This window comes from Pseudomonas sp. NFPP25 (assembly GCF_900116505.1).
Lineage (GTDB): Bacteria > Pseudomonadota > Gammaproteobacteria > Pseudomonadales > Pseudomonadaceae > Aquipseudomonas > Aquipseudomonas protegens.
This window is the reverse complement of the sequence record NZ_FPBG01000003.1, coordinates 37009-55925: the sequence shown is the minus strand read 5'-3', so window position 1 is coordinate 55925 and position 18917 is coordinate 37009. Positions and strand designations below refer to the sequence as shown.

The following is an 18917-nucleotide window of genomic DNA, read 5'->3' as shown; positions in this document are numbered from 1 at the left end:
CCGCCTTCGCTGGCAAGCCAGCACCCAATCAGCGCCTACAAGGAGGCGATGGGCTGGGCGTCGCGGGCCACTACCACCTTGCCCGGCAGGCCGCCCTGCTCCACGCGCTCATGGGCCCGGCGCAGGCTGTCGGCGTTGAACGGGCTGAAGACTTCATTCAGGGTGCAGCGGATCAATCCCTGGTCCAGCAGTTGCGCCAGCCGGTTGAGGATGTGGTGCTGCTCGATCATGTCCGGGGTCTTAAACAGGGCGCGGGTGAACACCATCTCCCAGTGCAGGGATACGCTCTTGGCCTTGAGTGGCACCGCATCGAAGAAGTCGTGATCGTCGATCAGCGCGATATGGCCATGGGGCACGATGATCCGGGCCAGGTCGGCATAGTGCCGCTGGGTATGGGTCAGGGCGGCAATATGGGTCACGGGTGGCAGGTCCAGGGCCGCCAGTTGCTCCACCAGCGAACGGGAATGGTCCAGCACCTGATGGGCCCCCAGGTCCAGGCACCACTGGCGGCTGTCCGGCCGCGAAGCCGTGGCGATGACGGTCATCGCGGTCAGCCGGCGCGCCAGCTGGATCAGCACCGACCCCACGCCACCGGCACCGCCGACAATCAGCAGCGTGCCCTGTTCAGCGAGGTCACCGGGCACCCGGCCCAGGCGCTCGAAGAGCAATTGCCAGGCGGTCAGCGAGGTCAGCGGCATGGCGGCCGCCTGGGCGAAGGACAGGCTGGCCGGCTTGTGCCCCACCAGGCGCTCGTCCACCCGGTGCAGCTCGGCATTGGCGCCATCGCGGGTGAAGGTGCCGGCATAGAACACCGCGTCCCCAGGGGCGAACAGGGTCACCGCGCTACCCACCGCGCGGACCACGCCACTGGCGTCCCAGCCCAGGGTCCGCACCTCGTCGGGCACCGCCACCTGGCCGGCGCGGACCTTGGTATCCAGGGGGTTGACCGACACTGCCTCGACCGCCACCAGCAGGTCGTGGGGTTCCAGTGGCGGCGGGTCCAGTTGCACCTCGCAGAACGCGTGGGGGTCAGACAGGTGCGAGCCTTTGAGGTAGGCGATGGCCTTCATTGCAGAGCTTCCTTGGCGATTGAAAGCGCACACTTAAATCCCTCATGCCCTGCCCGCACAAGTAGGGTACTTTTGCGTACCAGCTACGCAAAAGGGTCGTCAGGCAATGAAAAACAAACACTATCAGGACATTCCAGGCTGCCCGGTGGAGGTCACCCTGGACCTGATCGACGGCCGCTGGAAAGGCGTGGTCCTGCACCAGTTGCTGGCCAACGAGTTCCTGCGTTTCAACGAACTGCAACGGCGCCTGCCGGGGATCTCCCAACGTCTTTTGACCAAGCAGTTGCGGGACCTGGAAGCCGCCGGCCTGGTGTCGCGCACGGTGTACGCCGAGGTGCCGCCGCGGGTGGAATACCGCCTGACCGACGAGGGGCAATCGCTGCAGCCGGTGATCGAGGCGCTGTCGGCCTGGGGCCGCGGGCGCATCAGCCGGCAACAGCAGGAAAGCACCCTCACCTGATCCCTCACCAGAGCCCCCCCCATGCCCACCCACCCGGATGCTCCAGCAAGGTTCAGGGTCTACCAGGGCTCGACCCTGCTCGGTTGGTCGGCCCTGGAGTCGGCCGACCCGCCCATGGGTGTGGCCTTCGGCCAATTCATCGTCGCCCCGGCCTATGCCGGCCTCCAGCAGCAGGTTCGCGCACTGGCAGGAGCGAGCCAGAGCGGGCTGCACCTGGTAGTACACCACCTCGACCAACCCGTGCCTGCCCTGGGCGTGAGCATTCAGGACTACTCCGCCGAATGTGGCGCCGATGCCATCGAGATTACCGTGCTGGGCATCGCCTACCCCCTCTACGAACAGCTGTTCCCGCAAGCCGTGGCCGCCTACCAGCAGGCCATGGGCTAACCCGCGCACAGCCGGCGAACATCCGCACGTTTTACCCCTACTTGTTCACAATTCGTTAAGACTTGCCTACGTATACTTTCGGGCTTGCCCGCGGCCTTCCGGCTGCGCCCCTCGATCTGTCGGCGCACAACTCATGTCACGACCCGCTCCGCTACTGTTTCTGCTGGCCTGCCTGCTGTTCTTCTTCGCCCTGGGCAACCACCAGTTGCAAGGTTCCACCGAAGCCCGGGTGGCCGGGATCGCCATGGAAATGCACCTGGACGATGACTGGGTCACACCGCGCCTGTTCGGCACGCCATTCCTGGAAAAACCGCCGCTGAGCCTGTGGCTCGATGCCGGGGCCATCCGCGCCTTCGGCGGCACGCCCCTGGCGGTGCGCCTGGCCTCGGCCTTCGCCGGGCTGTTCAGCGTGATGCTGCTGTACGCCATGCTGCGCCGCTTTGGCCGGCCGGCAGCCCTGGCGGCCATGGCCGGGCTGATGCTGGCGACCATGGCCAGTTACTGGAGCAACGTGCGCGGCGTGGGCGAGGATGCCCTGCTCAGCCTCGGGGTAACCCTGGCCCTGCTGGCGTTTTTCCAGGCCCATCGACGCCAGGCCGCGCAGCAGCCGGCGCTGCTCTCCTGGCTGGCATTCGCCGGCGGGATCGCCATCGCCACCCTGAGCAAGGGCGTGCTCGGCCTGGCCATGCCCGGGGTGGTGATCTTCGCCTACCTGCTGGCCGACAGCCTGATCGACAAGCGCTTCACCTTCAGCCACTGGCTGCGCCCGGGCCTGCTGACCCTGCTGGGGCTGGTGCCGCTGATGATCTGGCTGTACATGCTCTACCAGCGCGGCGGCCTGCAGGCCCTGGGGGAAGTGCTGTGGACCAACAGCGTCGGGCGCTTCGACGGCTCCTTCGAGGAGGCCGGGCACTACGAGCCCTTCTATTACTACCTGGCCAAGCTGCCCCAGGCCTTCCTGCCGTGGAACATCCTGGTTTACCTGGGCCTGTGGCATTTCCGTAAAACCCTGGTGCAGAACCGCTACCTGCTGTTTTTCAGCCTCTGGTTGCTGGCGCAGTTCGCCCTGCTGTGCCTGGCTTCGAGCAAGCGCACGGTGTACCTGATGTCCCTGACCCCGGCCGCGGCGGTGCTGGCAGCGGAATATGGCGCAGTGCTCTACCAGCGCCTGGCCCGGCGGGCCCCGGGCACGGGTTTCTGGAGTGCCGTGGGGCGCCAGCGCAGAGGGTGGCTGATAGCGCTCATGGCCCTGGTGATCGGCGGCTATCTGGCCAACGCCCAATGGGCCGCGCCCAGGGCCGACCGCGAACTGTCGTTCGTTCCAGTTACCGACCGGATCATGGCGTTGCAGGGTAGCGGGCACCAGCTGGCGCTGTACCAGGCCAACGAGCGCATCGCCGGCGCCAGCGTGTTCTACACCCAGAGCCTGCTCAAGGACCTGCAGAACGAGGCGCAACTGCTGGCCTTCTTGCGCGAGTCGCCGCAGCACATGGCGGTACTGGGTGGCGCCGAGGCGCCCAAGCCGCCGCTGCAGATCCAGCAGACCCTCATGGTGGGCCGCCAGGCCTACTACTTCGTCAACCTGGCGCCGGCCGGCTGAACGCAAAAAAACGGCATCTGAATCAGGTGCCGTTTGCCCATCCCCGCCGCCCATGCCCCTTGAACCCTTTCCCGCTGATACCCGCCCGCCGCCCTTGAAACCATGACTCCTGCCCAACGACGGGCTTTCCCCGAAAAGGAGTCAGACATGAGCATCACCGTTATCAGTAGCCCCCTGAGCCGGGCCGTTGCCCAGAAGGCCGAGTTGCGCCAGCAACTGGCGGCGCAAAACATCCTTGGGGTGGAAAACATCAACGACAACGCCATCGAGAACACCGTGGCCAAGGAACTGATCGCCAAGAGCAGCAAGAAAGGCCTGCGTCGGGACTACCTCGACGCCCGCTGAGCCTTGCCCCCGGCGATACCCTTGTTGCCGGGATCTTCCCTATGTTCGTGTCAGGCCCTTGCGGCCTGGAAAAGGAGATACTCCCATGTTGATTCTGCGTTCACTGATCCTCGGCCTGAGCCTGTTGGCCAGCGCTGCCCACGCCCTGGAAACCACCAATCTCCCACCCGCCACCCTCAAGGCCTACGCCGCCACCCTGAGCACCGCCGCCGGCAACAGCCAGTGGCAGCAGTTGTGGAAACGCTCTCGGGACCAGGGCGCGTTCAGCCAACAGGGTGAACAACCGCGCTTCACCATCACCCAGGACAAACTGCCGGACATGGCTCGCAGCACCTTGATCAATGCCAGCAGCGTAACCCCGCAGAACACCACCCAGGCGCTGTACCGCTATGAGTTTTCCAACCCCATCGGCCAGGCCAAGGGCATTTCCCTCAAGGCCATGTGCCTGTTGGTGGACTGGCGCTCGCTGCCCAGCGGCACACAACCCGACGACACCAGCCTCATGGGCAACGCCAGCCTGCTGCAAACCTACCCCTGCCCTTGAAACCGGCAAGCCGCCCAGGCCTTGAGCCTGGGCGGCGAGCACTTACGAGGTTAGCTGCGAGCCCAGCAGATCAGCCTCCTTGCGCCGGCGAGTGCCGTAGCTGTCGCCAAAGTTGCGCAGGTTGGCCAGGGCACTCTTCCAGTCGCGGGCCACCACCTGGGCCCAGAAGTTCGGTGTGCGACTGGCCAGGTTGCCGTACTGAAAGGCCACCGAGGCGATAACGGTCTGCATCGGTGCCGGCAGTTGGGCAAAGTCCACTCCGCTGGCCTGGGTGTAGTTCGCTGCCAGAAGATCGACGAAGGGCGCCTTGAATGCCTCGTCCACCAAAAGCGCCTCGTCACTGCTGATGTTCAAGGGCTGGCCGTCGAGAAACGCCTTGGCCTTGAGCCCCTTCAGCCCCAGGTAGGGGGTCAGTCGCCGGATCAGGTCCGCCGGCAGATTGAGCGCCTGCAGGTCCTCTACGTTCCGTTGCCCCAGATCGAAGCCTGTGCCCACCGTGACGCCACTCTTGCTCTTGTCCGGATCGGGCACATAACCGCGGGTAATGGCAGCTCCCTCCAGAGCGGCGATAAAGCTGAAATCAATCGCGTAGCGTGACATGGATTTTTCCTCATCCAGTTTAGGAAAATCCAGTGCACCACCAGCGACCGATACAACATCAGAATGTAATAGTTCCCCTTAATAGGGGGGAAATTTCCCACTGAACAGAGGACGAGACACCTCCTTAGGATCAAACCAGCCTTATCCATAATTCCAAGGAGGTACCAAATGGACGTGAAAGACCTCGTACTCATCGATGTTCGCCAGCTCCCTCACTCGCTCCAGGCCCTCATCGACTGCATCGGACTGGAAAATGCCTACCGCCTGACCCGTGAATACGGCGGCCGCCCCAAGTACATCCCCAAGCACGCCGAACGTACCTCCCTGGCTTTGATCCTGCCGCCCGACGCCCTCAACGCGCTGATCGAGCGTTTCGCCGGCCTGGCCCTGGAGATCCCCAAGGCCGACCACTTCTGCCGGCAGATCCGCAACCAGCACATTCAACTGGAAAGCCTGGGCGGTATTTCCCGCAGTGTGCTGGCGGACAAGTACGGCCTGAGCCTGCGGCAGATCGGCAACATCCGCCGCCTGGATGCCAACACTCACCGGTAATCGATTCCTGCTGAATCGGCCTTCACGGCTTTCTTAACCTGCAAGGGCGCATTTCGCGCAACAAAGAACAAGGAGCTAGACCATGGCAGATATCGATAAGGGCCTGATTGGCGGCGTGATCGCCGCCCTGCCCCTGGACAAGATGATCACCGGTCCACTGATGGCGATGATTCAGGCGCAGGTCGCCGCGAGCAAAGCCTATGCGGACTTCCTGATGGGCGTGTGCATTCAGAACGGCCAGGCGGTTTCGGTGCAGTTCGACTATGACGAAACCCTGGTGGATGAGCAGGGGGTGTACAAGGGCACCGTGAAGAAGTCGATGCGCATCCCGTTGCTGGCGGCTATCAGTCACCCCAACATCACCATCGAGGAAGGCTCCATCGAGTTCGAGCTGACCATCAGCCAGATGGCCGAGGACACCAGCAGCACCGAAGCCTCCGGCAGTTTCGAGGCGAAGATGGGCTGGGGCCCGTTCAGCGTTTCGGTCAAGGGCGCGGCGAGCCACAAATCGACCCAGACCCGCAAGACCGACACCCGCGCCCGCTACGCCATCAGCACCAAGATCGTCCGCCAGGACCCACCGGAAGCCCTGATGCGGGTCATCGACTTCCTCACCGACGCAGCCACCAAGCCTGTGCGGCTGCCTAGCACTCAACCGACCGACACCGACAAGCTGCCGACCGCCAACGCGCTGAAAATGCCCGATGCCGCGGACGAGAAGAAAACCGGCACCGGCGGTTGATCCACATCGCGCCTTCGCCCCAGTAACCCGCCCCGCCTTCATGGCGGGGCACTTCAGCCACCGAACAAGGAGCGTGATCCATGGCGTTTTTTTCCCGCAGCAAGGAGCCCATGTCCGCCAGCGACCTGAGCCATATCACCCGCGGCATGCATCAGGCAGCAGCCGCCACCCACAACCTGATCGCCCAGCAGTACATCAAGTTGTTCGACCAGTTCTTCGACTACAACGTCGACGACCTGGGCACGCCGATGAAGGCCAAGATGGTCGAGGTGGCGCTCAACGAAGACCACATCATCAATGTGCCGCTGATTGCCCTGGTCTCGCCCAAGGGCCTGGCCCTGCACAAGATGACTGTCGACCTGTCGGTGCGCATGCAGGCCACCGAGCTGCAGAAGGCCAGCCACGATCTGGAGAACGGCGAGCTGCAGAGCGAGAAGTTTTTCGTCACCTTCGGCAGCGGCAAGCGTGACGGCCAGGAACGCGACCCGGACGAGGTACAGATCAGCATGGAGTTTCGCGACTGCCAGCCGCCGGAAGCGATCCAGCGCCTGATCGAGGAGTTCACCAACCTGATCAGCCCGCAGCGCATCAACGACGGCCCGGCAGCCACCCCGCCAGCGGCTGGCACGCCACCGGCCGAGCCGGACCTGCTGGCACCTTGAGCCGCTTCCTATGCCCCTGAAGGCCAGCTACACGGAGCGGCCGCCTGAGGTCAGGGCTTGAGGTTCACCGAGCGCCAGTCACTGGCCTCGATCAGGCCGAGCATCTTCGGCGCGCCATTGAGGGTATCGGTGGAGACGAACAGGGAAGCGCCGTACCCCAGGGTCGGGGTCGCCCGTTTCAGGTCCTGCTCCATCTGCGCCATGCATTCGCTGTGGGTCACCAGCACCAGGTTGCGCCCGGCGACCTTGTGCGCCATGACATCGCGCAACATGGTGTTCTTGCAGTTGAACAGCCAGCCATCGCCACTGCTGACCTTGCTGAACATGTAGCTCGCGGTCTGCGCGGTGCGCGTCAACGGGCTGTTGTAGATATCGGTACGCTCCAGGCCCAGGTGCTCGAACTGCGCGCCGAGCCCCACCGCCACCTCGCGGGCCCGGTCGGTAATGCCATCGGCCGGGCCCAGGCACGCGGCATTGGAGCGGTCGCAGCGCTCCATGTGGCGCACCAGCACAATCATTTCGCCCTTGTCCCAGGCGGCCGTCAGGGCCTGGAGCCCGGCCCCGTTGCCGTGGCTCAGGTCGGGCACCGAGGCCGGCCGGAGCAGGAACAGCCCCAGGGGAATCACCAGGCAGGCGCCCAGCAGCAGCGCCAGCAGGTTCTTGTAACGGACCAGGACGCGCCCCAGGAAGGGCCGCTTGCTCGCCGGCAACACCAGTCTTGTAGTCAATTCCCAGCCGCCCTTACGAGAATGTTCCGATGTGTTGAGCAGCGCACAGCAAGGCTACGAAAGCCTGATGACAATTGAACGCTGGCCGATGCCCGTGGCATCGACCGCCCAGACTCTAGGGCGCCGGGCGTGGGACCCGAGTGAAATCAATGTGAAAAAAAGCTCAACGGACCGGCGGCACATCCCGCAAAATAGCCGTCCATCGCCTAAAACATTGTCTTGGGACAATGCCGACGAAATCGTTTCAGCTATGGCACATCCCGCCGATACACCCCCTACAAAACACCTTGCTGGTCACCAACAACAACAATCTTCCAGCCAACTCAAGATCAAGAAGAGCTACGTTCCTGGAGGAATTCAATGAGTAGTTGGTTTGCCAACATCAGCGTCAACCTTAAGCTGGGCCTGGGTTTCGGCCTGGTCCTGGCCCTGACCACCGTCCTTGCACTGACCGGCTGGACCAGCCTGGGCAGCCTGATCGACCGCAGCAACTGGATGAGCGACATCACCCAGCTCAACAGCGGCCTGACCAAGCTGCGGGTCACCCGCCTGCAGTACATGCTGGCCAACGGCGACGAAACCGCCGCCCAAGGCGTGCAGAACACCCTGGACGATTTCAGCGCCCAGCAGAAAAAACTCCTGGCCTCGTTCCAGAGCCCGGAAAACATCAAGCTCCTGCAAGGCCTGGGCGCAACCATCAGTGCCTATCAGGACTCGCTGAACAAGATGCGCAACGCCTACCGCAGCGGCGACGCCGCACGCCTGGCGATGAACCAGAACGCCGAACGCGCCAATGACCTGATCAACGGGATCAACTCCTGGGTCAAGCAGTTGCCCCTGAGCGACGAGCGCTTTACGCAGTTCCAGGCCATCACCCAGGCCAAGGAAGCCTTCCAGCTGGCGCGCTATGAAGTGCGCGGCTACGTCACCACCAACAACCCGGACACCGAACAGAAAGCCGTCACCCAGCTCAACGCTGCGATTGCCGAAATGGATCAGCTCAAGTCCCATTTCAGCAGCACCCAGCGCGATGCCCTACAACAGCTCGAAACCGCCCTGAGCGGCTACCGCAGCTCGCTGCAGGCCTTCAAGGTCGCCTTCACCAACGCCGTAGAGGCGCGCAAGGAAATGACCGACCAGGGCGCCGACATCGTCAGCCGCAGTGACGCCCTGTACCAGATCCAGCTGGACCGCCGCGACATCGAGAGCGCCCAGGCCCGCAGCCTGCAGTTGATCAGCACCCTGCTGGCGCTGCTGGTCGGTGTACTGGCCGCCGTGATCATCACCCGGCAGATCACCCGCCCGCTGCAGGAAACCCTGGCCGTGGTCGAGCGCATCGCCTCCGGCGACCTGACCGAGAACCTGCGGGTCACCCGCCGCGACGAACTGGGCGTGCTGCAACAAGGCATCGTGCGCATGGGCGTGACCCTGCGCGAGCTGATCAGCGGCATCCGCGACGGCGTGACCCAGATCGCCAGCGCCGCCGAAGAACTGTCCGCGGTGACCGAAGAAACCAGCGCCGGGGTCAACAGCCAGAAAGTCGAGACCGACCAGGTGGCCACCGCCATGCACGAGATGACCGCCACCGTGCAGGAAGTCGCGCGCAATGCCGAAGAAGCCTCCCAGGCCGCGGCCGCCGCCGACGGCGAAGCCCGCCAGGGCGACAAGGTGGTGGCCCAGGCCATCGAGCAGATCGAGCGCCTGGCCAGCGAAGTGGTGCGCTCCACCGACGCCATGACCGTGCTGCAACAGGAAAGCGACAAGATCGGCAGCGTCATGGACGTGATCAAGGCCGTGGCCGAGCAGACCAACCTGCTGGCACTGAACGCCGCCATCGAAGCCGCCCGCGCCGGTGAAGCCGGCCGTGGTTTCGCCGTGGTCGCCGACGAAGTGCGGGCCCTGGCCCAGCGCACCCAGAAGTCCACCGAAGAGATCGAGGAACTGGTGGCCGGCCTGCAGAACGGCACCCAGCAAGTGGCTACCGTGATGAACAACAGCCGCAGCCTGACCGACAGCAGTGTCGAACTGACCCGCAAGGCCGGCGCCTCGCTGGAAAGCATCACCCGCACCGTGTCCAACATCCAGTCGATGAACCAGCAGATCGCCGCCGCTGCCGAGCAACAGAGCGCCGTGGCCGAAGAGATCAGCCGCAGCATCATCAACGTGCGCGACGTGTCCGAACAGACCGCCGCCGCCAGCGATGAAACCGCAGCCGCAAGCGTTGAACTGGCGCGCCTGGGCGGCCAGTTGCAGATGATGGTCAGCCACTTCCGCGTCTGATTTGCGCAGGCCCCTTCGCCGGCAAGCCGGCTCCTACACCCTCCGTAGGAGCTGGCTTGTCGGCGAAAGGCGCCAATCCCCGGACCCGAGCATTTACACCCATCAGGGTTTGCCCTACCTTTCCCGGTCTTCGTCCTGCTGTCCTAGGGATTAGTCACCAGGAACCCGTTCATGCCCAGCCTCGGTTTTACTTCGGTCCCGCCCCTGCTGAAATACCTGCTCTATGCGGAGCAATTGGGTATTGCCACCGAGCCGGCGCTGGCGGCGGCCGGGCTTAGCGCCGCGCAGTTGAACGACACCAGCCTGCGCCTGCCGATGGAGGTGCATGAGCGGTTGCTGGACTACTTCTGCCAGCACTCCGGCGATCCGCTGTTCGGGCTCAATTCGGCGCGCTTCGTCAAACCCAGCTCGTGGAATGTGCTGGGCTACATCACCATGAACTGCGCGACCCTCGGCGAAGCCATGGGCCGCATCATGCCGTTCGAAAAACTGGTGGGGGACATGGGCACCAGCCGCGCCGAAGTCGCTGGCAACCAGGTGCGGCTGATCTGGAGTTGCCGCCATCAGCGCCCGGACATCCGCCGGCACCTGGTGGAAAACGTCCTGGCGTCCTGGCTGTTGTATGCGCGCTGGATCGCCGATTCGCAGTTGTCGCCCAGCGCGGTGTGGTTCGAACACGCCCTGCCGGAACCCGTCGAGGCGGCGCAGTACGAGGCGTTGTTCGGCTGCCCGGTGCTGTTCCAGCAACCCTGCTCGGCGCTGGTGGCGCCGCTGGAGTACCTGCAGATGCCCCTGCGCCAGGCCGACGCGCGCCTGCTCAAGACCCTGGAAGAACATGCCCAGGCGATGATGGCTTCCCTGGGCGATGCGCCCCTGGCCTTGCAGGTGCACAACGTGCTGCGCCAGTTGCTCAAGGACGGCCTGCCGCGCAAGGAGCAGGTGGCGCAGCACCTGCACCTGTCGGTACGCACCCTGCAGCGCCAACTGCAACAGGCTGGCACTTCATACCAGCAGATTCTCGACGACCTGCGCCAGGAGCTGGCCGAGCACTATCTGCGCCACAGCGAGCTGTCGATCCAGGGCATCTCCGATTGCCTGGGGTTCACCGAACCGCGCTCGTTCCACCGCAGTTTCAAGACCCGCACCGGGCTGACCCCGGGGCAGTTCCGCCTGAGCGCGCAGAGCTCCGGCAAGGCCTGAAACCCGTTACACGCTGATGGCGTTGGTGAACACCAGGCGATTGCCGAACGGGTCGCTGATGGTCATGTCCTGGCTGCCCCAGGGCATGGCCTGGATCTGCGGATGGGAGAAGCGGTAGTGCTTGGCCAGCAACTGCTGCTGGAAGGTTTCCAGTTCATCGGTCTCGATCCGCAGGGCCGCACCCGGCGAGCAGTCGCCATGGTGCTCGGTAAGGTGCAGCACGCACTCGCCCCGCGAGACCTGCATATACAGCGGAAAATCGGCTTCGAAGCGGTGTTCCCAATCCAGGGAGAAACCCAGGAAATCGAGGTAAAACTCCCGGGCCTTGGCTTCATCGAAGATCCGCAGGATGGGGGTGGTTTTGCCAAAGCTCATTGCGCGACTCCCTGACTGAAATGAGCCGACTATACAGACGGCGATTATCAGCAGTTCGGCGCCGCTCGGGGATTCTTTAATAGCACAGCGCCATCATTGTGATGGAGGTCAACAAATCAGCCAGCGGATGCAAATCCCGGGCGCAGGTCACCTTCCCGGGGCAGGAAGCGCCCCTGGCGTTCACCGTTGGCCCGGCCCTGGGCAAAACTGCACACGCCATTGACCCAGACCCCATCGATGCCTTGCGCGGCGCGCTGCGGCTCCTTGAAATCCGCCACGTCGCGCACCCGCGCCGGGTCGAACAGCACCAGGTCGGCCCAGTGCCCTTCGCGGATCTCGCCACGCTGGTGCAGGCCGAAGCGCGCCGCGGACAGCCCGGTCATCTTGTGCACCGCAGTGTGCAGCGGGAACAGGCCCAGGTCGCGGCTGAAGTGCCCCAGTACCCGGGGGAAGGCGCCCCACAACCTTGGATGGGGGAAAGGATCTTCCGGCAGGCCATCGGAGCCGATCATCGACAGCGGATGGGCGAGGATGCGCCGCACATCGTTTTCATCCATGCCGTAGTACACCGCCCCCGCCGGTTGCAGGCGCTCGGCGGCGGCCAGCAGGCTGACGCCCCAGTCGGCGGCGATCTCGCTCAAGTCGCGACCGCCCTGCTCGGGGTGCGGTGTGGACCAGGTGATGGTGATGCGGTAGGCATCGGTGACCTGCTTGAGGTCCAGGGTCGAGGAGCTGGCGGCGTAGGGATAGCAGTCGCAGCCCACCGGGTGTTCCCGGGCGGCGTTTTCCAGGGCCGCCAGCAGTTGCGGGCTGCGCCCCCAGTTGCCGGCGCCGGCGCACTTGAGGTGCGAGACGATCACCGGTGCCCGGGCCGCGCGACCAATCAGAAAAGCTTCGTCCATGGCCTCCAGCACCGGCTCGAACTCGCTGCGCAAATGGGTGGTGTACACCGCGCCGAACGCCGTCAATTCCTGGGCCAGTTGCAGCACTTCATCGGTCTCGGCGCAAAACGCGCTGGCGTAGGCCAGCCCGCTGGACAGGCCGAGGGCGCCGTCCTCCAGGCTTTCGCGCAGTTGCCCGCGCATGGCGCTGATTTCATCGGCCGTGGCCGTGCGAAACAGGTCCGGCAGATGGTTGCTGCGCAGCGCGGTGTGCCCAACCAGCGCCGCCACGTTGATCGCCGGGCGCGCGGCATCCACCGCCGCGCGGTAGTCACAAAAACGCGGGTAGACGAACATCGAGCGCTCGCCCAGCAGGTTCATCGGGTCCGGCGGGTCGCCCTTGAGGGTCACCGGCGCGGCGCTGATCCCGCAGTTGCCGACGATCACCGTGGTCACCCCCTGGCTGAGCTTGGGCAGCATCTGCGGCTGGCGGATCACCACCGTGTCGTCATGGGTGTGCACATCGATGAAACCCGGGGCCAGCACCCGCCCGGCGGCGTCGATCTCTTGCTCGGCGCTGGCCGCGGACAGATCGCCGATGCGCGCGATGCGCCCGTCGAGGATGGCCAGGTCGGCGGGGTAACCGGGACGGTCGCTGCCGTCGATGATCAGGGCGTTGCGGATCAGCGTGTGGTAGCGCATGTCAGTCTCCCAGGGGCAGGCAATCGTCGCCGCCACGGTAATGGTCCAGGGCCAGCTTGATCCGTCGCAGGCGTTCCTGGTTGTCATCGGGCAGGGCCAGGGCCAGCTCGGTGGCCAGCACATCAATGGCCAACAGCATGCCGTAGCGGGCCGCGGTGGGTTTGTAGATGAACGAGGTCTCGGCGCTGTGCAGCGGCAGCAGCACATCCGCCAATTGCGCCAGGGGCGAGTCGGGCAAGGTAATGGCCAGGATCCCGGCGCCGTAGGTACGGGCCAGGGCCACCGCCTCCAGCAGCTCGGGGGTGATGCCGGTCAGCGAACAGGCGATCACCGCGTGCTGCGGCCCCAGGGCGGCGGCGGTGACGCGCATCATCACCGGGTCGTGGCAGGCGGCAATGGGATAGCCCAGGCGTACCAGGCGCACTTGCAACTCGCTGCTGCACAGGGTCGAGCAGCCGCCCATGCCGAAGGCGTGGATCATCCGCGCGCGCCCCAGCAGGCGCACCGCATCGGCGAATTGGGCCTCCTCGAAACCGGCCAGATGCTGGTGCAGCGCAGCTTCGATATCGCCAACGATCTGCCGGTAGAACCCGGACTGTTCCGGGGTGCCGGCAGGGTCCAGGAAGCGGCTGCCCACCCCACTGGCCTGGGCCAGCTGCAGGCGCAACTGGCGCAAGTCGCGGCAGCCGACGCTGCGGGCAAAGCGCGACAGGGTGGCGGCGCTGACTTCAGCGCGGCGGGCCAGTTCGTCGAGGCTGGCAGAGGCGGCAAAGCCCACATCGTCGAGCATCAGCCGGGCGATCCGCCCTTCCCCGGCGCTGAGAAAATCCAGGCGCGAGCGGATCTGGTAAAGGATGTCCATCTACAAAAACTCCGCGAGGACCAGGGTCAGGCCGAAGGCGATAACCGAGATCAGGGTCTCCAGCACGGTCCAGGTCTTGAAGGTCTGGATGACGGTCATATTGAAGTATTCCTTCACCAGCCAGAAGCCGCCGTCGTTGACGTGGGAAAGAATCACCGAGCCGGCGCCGGTGGCGATCACCAGCAGTTCCGGGTGCGGGTAGCCCAGGCCGACGGCCACCGGCGCCACCACCCCGGAAGCGGTGGTCAGGGCCACGGTGGCCGAACCGGTGGCGACCCGCATCAGCACCGCGAACAGCCAGCCCATCCACAGCGGCGAGAGCTGGAACTCATGGGCCAGGCCGACGATCTGCTCGGTCACCCCGGAGTCGATGAGAATGCGGTTGAGGCCGCCGCCGGCCCCCACCAACAGGGTGATGCTGGCGGTGGGCGCCAGGCATTCGTTGGTGAACTTGAGGATCGATTCGCGGTTCATGCCCTGGGCCAGCCCCAGGGTCCAGAAACTCACCAGGGTGGCCACCAGCAGGGCGATCACCGAGTTGCCGATAAACAGCAGGAACTGGTTGAGGCCGGTGCCGGGCTCGGCCAGCAGGTTGGCCCAGCCGCCGAGAAGCATCAGCACCACCGGCAGCAGGATGGTGGCCAAGGTCAGGCGGAAACTCGGCAGGCGCAGGCGCGGCTCGCGGGCGATGAACTGGCGTTCCAGGGGGTTCTGCGCCGGCAGGTGGATGTGCGGCACGATGAACCGCGCGTACAGCGGCCCGGCGATGATCGCCGTGGGCACACCGATCAGCAGCGCATACACCAGGGTCTGCCCCACCGACGCCTGATAGGCCTGCACCGCCAGCATCGCTCCCGGGTGCGGCGGCACCAGGGCGTGCACCACCGAGAGCCCGGCGACCATCGGCAAGCCCACCATCAGCAGCGACACCCCGACCCGCCGCGCCACGGTGAAGGCAATTGGCACCAGCAGTACGAAGCCCACTTCGAAGAACAGCGGCAGCCCCACCAGAAAGGCGATGCAGACCATGGCCCAGTGGGCGTTGCGTTCGCCGAAGCGGTCGATCAGGGTGCGCGCCACCTGCTCGGCACCACCGGATTCGGCCATCAGCTTGCCGAGCATGGTGCCCAGTGCCACCACCAGGGCGATATGCCCCAGGGTCTTGCCAACCCCGGCCTCGTAGGCACTCACCACTCCGGAAGGCGGCATGCCGGCCATCAGCGCCAGGCCCACCGACACCAGGGTGATGACGATAAAGGGGTTGAGTCGGTAGCGGGCGATCAACACGATCAGCGCAATGATGGCGACTGCGGCGTAGCCCAGCAGCCAAGAACCCGTAGCGGGAGCCATGGCGTCCTCCTTGAAAACAGCGTCACTTTCGAATGGTTGTGAAATTCATTAATCACTTAGGAAAGTGAACTTCAAACCGAGTGAAACTTATTTTCGTAAAGAGGCAGGCTTTGTCGCGAACAGCTAAGTGAAAGGCCGGCTTATGAAAATCGGCAGTGGGTATTTTCATCCACTGCCGCGGTGGCCGATCTCAGTCGTGATGCTCTCGGGCACGCTTGAGCAGCTTCTTGCAGCGCTCGGACAGGTGCAGCACCCGCAACTGCTTGCCGGCCTTGGCATAACGCTCGCGCAGGGTTTTCAGCGCGGCGATGGCCGAGTAGTCGACAAAACTCAGGTGGCGACAGTCGACAGTCACGTGCCGAGGATCGCCCGCCGGATCGAACTGGTTGAGAAACGGCGTGGTGGAGGCGAAGAACAGGGTGCCATGCAGTTGGTAGTGCTTGCTGCCGTCGGCTTCCAGGTGGCTGTCGGCGTACAGCTCGCGGGCCTGCTGCCAAGCGAAATTGAGGGCGGCAATGACGATGCCGCAGAACACCGCCATGGCCAGGTCGGTGAACACGGTGATCACGGTCACCGCGAGGATCACCAGCACATCGTTGAGCGGCACCTTGTTGATCACCCGCAGGGACGCCCAGGCGAAGGTCTGCTGCGATACCACGAACATCACCCCCACCAGCGCCGCCAGAGGGATGCGCTCGATCAGCGGTGAGAGAAACAGCACGAACAGCAGGATCAGAGCGCCCGCCACCACGCCCGACAAACGCCCGCGGCCACCGGAGCTGAGGTTGATCACGGTCTGGCCGATCATCGCGCAGCCACCCATGCCGCCGAACATTCCCGAGACCACATTGGCCGCGCCCAGGGCCACGCATTCACGGTCCGGGTAGCCGCGGCTTTCGGTGATTTCGTCGGTGAGGTTGAGGGTCAGCAGGGTTTCCAGCAGGCCGACCATGGCCATCAGGAACGCATAGGGCGCGATGATGCCCAGGGTTTCAAGGTTCCACGGCACCTGGGGCAGCGCCAGGCTCGGCAGGCCGCCGGCGATGTGGGCCATGTCCCCCAGGGTGCGGGTCGGCAGGCCCAGCAGGTAGACCAGCGCGCCGACCCCGAGGATCGCCACCAGGGCCGGTGGCACCGCCCGGGTCAGGCGCGGCAGCAGATAGACGATGGCCATGGTCAATGCCACCAGCCCGGCCATCAGGTACAGCGGCTGGCCGCTGAGCCAGTGTTCGCCGCTCTTGAAATGTTCCAGCTGGGCCAGGGCGATGACGATCGCCAGGCCGTTGACGAAGCCCAGCATCACCGGGTGCGGCACCATGCGCACCAGCTTGCCCAGGCGCAGCAGGCCGAAGGCGACCATCACCAGCCCGCCCAGCAGCACCGTGGCCAACAGGTACTGCACACCGTGCTGCACGACGAGAGCAACGATCACCACCGCCATGGAGCCGGCCGCGCCGGAGACCATGCCCGGCCGGCCGCCGAACAGCGCGGTCAGGGTGCAGATGAAGAACGCGCCATACAGGCCCATCAACGGGTTGAGGTGGGCCACCAGGGCGAAGGCGATGCATTCGGGCAGCAAGGCAAAGGAGGTGGTGAGTCCGGCCAGGACATCGGCACGCAGACGTTTTGCTTTCATGATTGACCTGATAGACGGACCGGCAGGCGCGGCCCTGGGAAGTGCGGAAAGAAGGCGGGGAATGTTACGGAATTGAGCCGCCTCCGACCAGCCGGCCGTCGGCGCCTGCACAACGAAGGTAGGAGCTGGCTTGCCAGCGAAGAGGCCGCTCGACCTGGCGCCAGGCTTGCGGGCCCTTTCGCCGGCAAGCGGAACGCCGCCCGGCCAGCTCCTACAGGGGTTCAGCGGTTATTTGACGACCTTGCCGACACCGCGGCCACGTGGGTCGGAAGCGGTTTCAAGCGCGTTGCCATTGACCCGGATGGCCTGAATATCGCCCATCTCCCAGCCCTGGTCTTCCAGGGTGTAGCCCATGGCCTTGAGCTCATCGGCCACCTTGCCGGTGAGCGGCGCATAGGCGTCGTAGTAGATCGTGTCCTTGGGCAGCAGTTGGTGATGCACGCGCTGCGCGGCCACGGCCTTTTCCAGGGGCAGGTGGTAGTCATAGAGGTTGTTCAGCACCTGGAAGATCGAGGTGAAGATCCGCGAACCACCGGGTGTGCCCAGCACCAGGGTGACCTTGCCGTCGCGGGTCACCAGGCTCGGGCTCATGGAGGACAGCATGCGCTTGCCCGGGGCGATGGCGTTGGCATCGCCACCCACCACGCCAAAGGCGTTGGCTACGCCTGGCTTGGCGCTGAAGTCGTCCATTTCGTCGTTGAGCAAAAAGCCCGCGCCCTTGACCACCACGCCGCTGCCATAGTCCCAGTTCAGGGTGTAGGTGTTGCTCACCGCGTTGCCCTGGGCATCGACAATGGAGAAGTGGGTGGTCTGGTGCGGCTCAAGCCCGGGGCGCACTTTCTCGGTAGCCGAGATGGCGTTGGGGTTGATCTCGGCGGCGCGTTTTTTCAGATACGCCGGGTCGGTCAGTTGCTTGACCGGAACATCGGAAAACGCCGGGTCGCCCAGGTAGTCGGCGCGGTCGGCGAACACCCGCTTTTCGATTTCCGCCAGCAGGTGAATGTATTTGGCCGAATTGAGCTCCACACCCTTGAAGTCCGCCGCGCGCTCTTCCTTGATGCTGATCAGCTGCGCCAGGGCCACCCCGCCAGAGCTGGGCGGCGGCGCGGTGTACAGGATGTTGCCACGGAAGGTCACCTGCAGCGGCTGGCGCCACTGGACCTTGTAGTCCTGCAGGTCCTGCTTGGTGATCAGGCCCTTGTCGGCCTGCATCTGCGCCACCAGCAAGTCGGCGGTCTTGCCGCTGTAGAACTCCTTGGCGCCCTGGTCGGCGATGCGCTCCAGGGTCGCGGCCAGCTCCGGCTGGCGGAAGGTCTCGCCCGGTTTCATGCTGCCGAAGTAGTCGCCGAAGTTGGTGGTGCCGTTGAACAGCTTCAACGCATCCTCGCGGTACTGGTACTGCTTGTCGGCCACCTTGAAGCCGTTCTTCGCATAACCCACGGCCGGGGTGATCAGCTCGCTCCACGGCAGCTTGCCGAACTTCTGGTGCGCCTCCCACAGGCCCATCACCGTACCCGGCACCCCGGCGGCGCGGGCGCCCACCAGGCTCAGGTTCTCGATCACCTCGCCCTTTTCATTCAGGTACATGTTCCGGGTCGCGGCCTTGGGCGCGGTTTCCCGGTAGTCGAGGAAGTACGGCTTGCCGTCGATGTACATCGTCATGAACCCGCCGCCACCGATGTTGCCGGCCTCGGGGTAGGTCACGGCCAGGGCGAAGGCCGTGGCCACCGCGGCATCCACCGCGTTGCCGCCCTTCTTGAGGATTTGCGCCGCGACATCGGCGCCGTACTGGTTGGGCGCGGCCACCGCGCCGCCTTCCAGGGTCACGGCGAAGGCCGAGCTGCTGGCGGCGATGGCGGCCGTCAGGGCCAGGGTCTTGAACAACAGAATGCGCATAGGTCCTTCCTTTTCTTGTTATTGAACGGCAAGAACCTTAGGCCC

At 64.8% G+C, this 18917-nt stretch carries 20 protein-coding genes; 11 read left to right on the top strand and 9 right to left on the bottom strand.

Translation table 11 applies throughout. The annotated features are described in order from the left end of the window. Nucleotides 1–35: 35 nt before the first annotated feature. Nucleotides 36–1070, bottom strand: coding sequence for a zinc-binding alcohol dehydrogenase family protein (locus BM382_RS12240; RefSeq protein WP_011059152.1), 1035 nt, complete (start codon nucleotides 1068–1070; stop codon nucleotides 36–38). A 106-nt stretch (nucleotides 1071–1176) separates the two neighbouring features. Here BM382_RS12240 and BM382_RS12235 point away from each other — a divergent pair, with 106 nt between their 5' ends. The 5 genes from BM382_RS12235 to BM382_RS12215 all read left to right on the top strand — a co-directional run bounded on the left by BM382_RS12235 (nucleotide 1177) and on the right by BM382_RS12215 (nucleotide 4406). Next, nucleotides 1177–1530, top strand: coding sequence for a winged helix-turn-helix transcriptional regulator (locus BM382_RS12235; RefSeq protein WP_011059151.1), 354 nt, complete (start codon nucleotides 1177–1179; stop codon nucleotides 1528–1530). A gap of 21 nt (nucleotides 1531–1551) precedes the next feature. Next, complete coding sequence (locus BM382_RS12230) at nucleotides 1552–1917, top strand: hypothetical protein (RefSeq protein WP_170866325.1); 366 nt, start codon at nucleotides 1552–1554, stop codon at nucleotides 1915–1917. A 133-nt stretch (nucleotides 1918–2050) separates the two neighbouring features. Continuing rightward, nucleotides 2051–3517 carry an ArnT family glycosyltransferase gene (locus tag BM382_RS12225; RefSeq protein WP_019092810.1) on the top strand — a complete coding sequence of 489 codons (1467 nt, stop codon included), beginning with the start codon at nucleotides 2051–2053 and terminating at the stop codon, nucleotides 3515–3517. A 147-nt stretch (nucleotides 3518–3664) separates the two neighbouring features. Beyond that, the gene (locus tag BM382_RS12220; RefSeq protein ID WP_072442963.1) at nucleotides 3665–3862 is read left to right on the top strand and encodes a hypothetical protein; all 198 of its coding nucleotides are present in this window, start codon (nucleotides 3665–3667) and stop codon (nucleotides 3860–3862) included. Between the two features lie 85 nt (nucleotides 3863–3947). After that, nucleotides 3948–4406, top strand: a complete 459-nt coding sequence (locus BM382_RS12215; protein ID WP_011059148.1) for a hypothetical protein — start codon at nucleotides 3948–3950, stop codon at nucleotides 4404–4406. A 42-nt stretch (nucleotides 4407–4448) separates the two neighbouring features. On the opposite strand, the gene BM382_RS12210 is transcribed toward BM382_RS12215, so the two are convergent. After that, the gene (locus BM382_RS12210; RefSeq protein WP_011059147.1) at nucleotides 4449–5006 is read right to left on the bottom strand and encodes a pesticin C-terminus-like muramidase; all 558 of its coding nucleotides are present in this window, start codon (nucleotides 5004–5006) and stop codon (nucleotides 4449–4451) included. Nucleotides 5007–5174: 168 nt separating this feature from the next. Here BM382_RS12210 and BM382_RS12205 point away from each other — a divergent pair, with 168 nt between their 5' ends. From BM382_RS12205 to BM382_RS12195, 3 genes are all read left to right on the top strand, one after another. Next, nucleotides 5175–5558, top strand: coding sequence for a hypothetical protein (locus BM382_RS12205; RefSeq protein ID WP_011059146.1), 384 nt, complete (start codon nucleotides 5175–5177; stop codon nucleotides 5556–5558). An 82-nt stretch (nucleotides 5559–5640) separates the two neighbouring features. Further along, nucleotides 5641–6300 carry a DUF2589 domain-containing protein gene (locus tag BM382_RS12200; RefSeq protein ID WP_011059145.1) on the top strand — a complete coding sequence of 220 codons (660 nt, stop codon included), beginning with the start codon at nucleotides 5641–5643 and terminating at the stop codon, nucleotides 6298–6300. Nucleotides 6301–6380: 80 nt separating this feature from the next. After that, on the top strand, nucleotides 6381–6962 hold the full coding sequence (locus BM382_RS12195) for a DUF2589 domain-containing protein (protein ID WP_053148965.1): 582 nt from the start codon (nucleotides 6381–6383) through the stop codon (nucleotides 6960–6962). A 50-nt stretch (nucleotides 6963–7012) separates the two neighbouring features. On the opposite strand, the gene BM382_RS12190 is transcribed toward BM382_RS12195, so the two are convergent. Beyond that, nucleotides 7013–7690 (bottom strand): lipopolysaccharide core heptose(II)-phosphate phosphatase PmrG, encoded by a 678-nt coding sequence (locus BM382_RS12190; protein ID WP_011059143.1) that lies wholly within the window; start codon nucleotides 7688–7690, stop codon nucleotides 7013–7015. A gap of 67 nt (nucleotides 7691–7757) precedes the next feature. On the opposite strand from BM382_RS12190, the gene BM382_RS31595 reads away from it, so the two are divergent. The 3 genes from BM382_RS31595 to BM382_RS12180 all read left to right on the top strand — a co-directional run bounded on the left by BM382_RS31595 (nucleotide 7758) and on the right by BM382_RS12180 (nucleotide 11170). Then, nucleotides 7758–8054, top strand: coding sequence for a hypothetical protein (locus BM382_RS31595; protein WP_138641097.1), 297 nt, complete (start codon nucleotides 7758–7760; stop codon nucleotides 8052–8054). Continuing rightward, nucleotides 8051–9970: a HAMP domain-containing methyl-accepting chemotaxis protein gene (locus tag BM382_RS12185; RefSeq protein ID WP_011059142.1), complete on the top strand. Its 1920-nt coding sequence runs from the start codon at nucleotides 8051–8053 to the stop codon at nucleotides 9968–9970. The genes BM382_RS31595 and BM382_RS12185 overlap by 4 nt, the downstream gene beginning before the upstream one ends. 171 nt (nucleotides 9971–10141) lie before the next feature. Next, a complete protein-coding gene (locus BM382_RS12180; protein WP_053156284.1) occupies nucleotides 10142–11170 on the top strand; it encodes an AraC family transcriptional regulator GliR in 1029 nt (342 codons plus the stop codon). Between the two features lie 6 nt (nucleotides 11171–11176). Here the strand turns inward: BM382_RS12180 and BM382_RS12175 are convergent, their stop codons facing one another. From BM382_RS12175 to ggt, 6 genes are all read right to left on the bottom strand, one after another. Beyond that, nucleotides 11177–11545 carry a glyoxalase superfamily protein gene (locus tag BM382_RS12175; RefSeq protein ID WP_019095177.1) on the bottom strand — a complete coding sequence of 123 codons (369 nt, stop codon included), beginning with the start codon at nucleotides 11543–11545 and terminating at the stop codon, nucleotides 11177–11179. Nucleotides 11546–11661: 116 nt separating this feature from the next. Further along, complete coding sequence (locus tag BM382_RS12170; protein WP_072442962.1) at nucleotides 11662–13128, bottom strand: N-acyl-D-amino-acid deacylase family protein; 1467 nt, start codon at nucleotides 13126–13128, stop codon at nucleotides 11662–11664. A 1-nt stretch (nucleotide 13129) separates the two neighbouring features. Further along, nucleotides 13130–13990, bottom strand: coding sequence for a MurR/RpiR family transcriptional regulator (locus tag BM382_RS12165; RefSeq protein ID WP_011059138.1), 861 nt, complete (start codon nucleotides 13988–13990; stop codon nucleotides 13130–13132). Beyond that, the gene (locus BM382_RS12160; protein ID WP_011059137.1) at nucleotides 13991–15340 is read right to left on the bottom strand and encodes a GntT/GntP/DsdX family permease; all 1350 of its coding nucleotides are present in this window, start codon (nucleotides 15338–15340) and stop codon (nucleotides 13991–13993) included. A gap of 190 nt (nucleotides 15341–15530) precedes the next feature. Beyond that, on the bottom strand, nucleotides 15531–16976 hold the full coding sequence (locus BM382_RS12155) for a SulP family inorganic anion transporter (protein WP_011059136.1): 1446 nt from the start codon (nucleotides 16974–16976) through the stop codon (nucleotides 15531–15533). 228 nt (nucleotides 16977–17204) lie between these two features. Then, a complete protein-coding gene (ggt, locus tag BM382_RS12150; protein WP_072442961.1) occupies nucleotides 17205–18872 on the bottom strand; it encodes a gamma-glutamyltransferase in 1668 nt (555 codons plus the stop codon). Nucleotides 18873–18917 lie beyond the last annotated feature (45 nt).

What these genes read in the sequence shown, in the direction of transcription:
- BM382_RS12205 (WP_011059146.1), top strand. Translation starts at nt 5,175, where the DNA reads ATGGACGTGAAAGACCTCGTACTCATCGATGTTCGCCAGCTCCCTCAC.
- ggt (WP_072442961.1), bottom strand. Translation starts at nt 18,872, where the DNA reads ATGCGCATTCTGTTGTTCAAGACCCTGGCCCTGACGGCCGCCATCGCC.
- BM382_RS12175 (WP_019095177.1), bottom strand. Translation starts at nt 11,545, where the DNA reads ATGAGCTTTGGCAAAACCACCCCCATCCTGCGGATCTTCGATGAAGCC.
- BM382_RS12235 (WP_011059151.1), top strand. Translation starts at nt 1,177, where the DNA reads ATGAAAAACAAACACTATCAGGACATTCCAGGCTGCCCGGTGGAGGTC.
- BM382_RS12180 (WP_053156284.1), top strand. Translation starts at nt 10,142, where the DNA reads ATGCCCAGCCTCGGTTTTACTTCGGTCCCGCCCCTGCTGAAATACCTG.
- BM382_RS12230 (WP_170866325.1), top strand. Translation starts at nt 1,552, where the DNA reads ATGCCCACCCACCCGGATGCTCCAGCAAGGTTCAGGGTCTACCAGGGC.
- BM382_RS12165 (WP_011059138.1), bottom strand. Translation starts at nt 13,990, where the DNA reads ATGGACATCCTTTACCAGATCCGCTCGCGCCTGGATTTTCTCAGCGCC.
- BM382_RS12240 (WP_011059152.1), bottom strand. Translation starts at nt 1,070, where the DNA reads ATGAAGGCCATCGCCTACCTCAAAGGCTCGCACCTGTCTGACCCCCAC.
- BM382_RS12200 (WP_011059145.1), top strand. Translation starts at nt 5,641, where the DNA reads ATGGCAGATATCGATAAGGGCCTGATTGGCGGCGTGATCGCCGCCCTG.
- BM382_RS12170 (WP_072442962.1), bottom strand. Translation starts at nt 13,128, where the DNA reads ATGCGCTACCACACGCTGATCCGCAACGCCCTGATCATCGACGGCAGC.
- BM382_RS12160 (WP_011059137.1), bottom strand. Translation starts at nt 15,340, where the DNA reads ATGGCTCCCGCTACGGGTTCTTGGCTGCTGGGCTACGCCGCAGTCGCC.
- BM382_RS12195 (WP_053148965.1), top strand. Translation starts at nt 6,381, where the DNA reads ATGGCGTTTTTTTCCCGCAGCAAGGAGCCCATGTCCGCCAGCGACCTG.
- BM382_RS12220 (WP_072442963.1), top strand. Translation starts at nt 3,665, where the DNA reads ATGAGCATCACCGTTATCAGTAGCCCCCTGAGCCGGGCCGTTGCCCAG.
- BM382_RS31595 (WP_138641097.1), top strand. Translation starts at nt 7,758, where the DNA reads ATGACAATTGAACGCTGGCCGATGCCCGTGGCATCGACCGCCCAGACT.
- BM382_RS12210 (WP_011059147.1), bottom strand. Translation starts at nt 5,006, where the DNA reads ATGTCACGCTACGCGATTGATTTCAGCTTTATCGCCGCTCTGGAGGGA.
- BM382_RS12185 (WP_011059142.1), top strand. Translation starts at nt 8,051, where the DNA reads ATGAGTAGTTGGTTTGCCAACATCAGCGTCAACCTTAAGCTGGGCCTG.
- BM382_RS12215 (WP_011059148.1), top strand. Translation starts at nt 3,948, where the DNA reads ATGTTGATTCTGCGTTCACTGATCCTCGGCCTGAGCCTGTTGGCCAGC.
- BM382_RS12155 (WP_011059136.1), bottom strand. Translation starts at nt 16,976, where the DNA reads ATGAAAGCAAAACGTCTGCGTGCCGATGTCCTGGCCGGACTCACCACC.
- BM382_RS12225 (WP_019092810.1), top strand. Translation starts at nt 2,051, where the DNA reads ATGTCACGACCCGCTCCGCTACTGTTTCTGCTGGCCTGCCTGCTGTTC.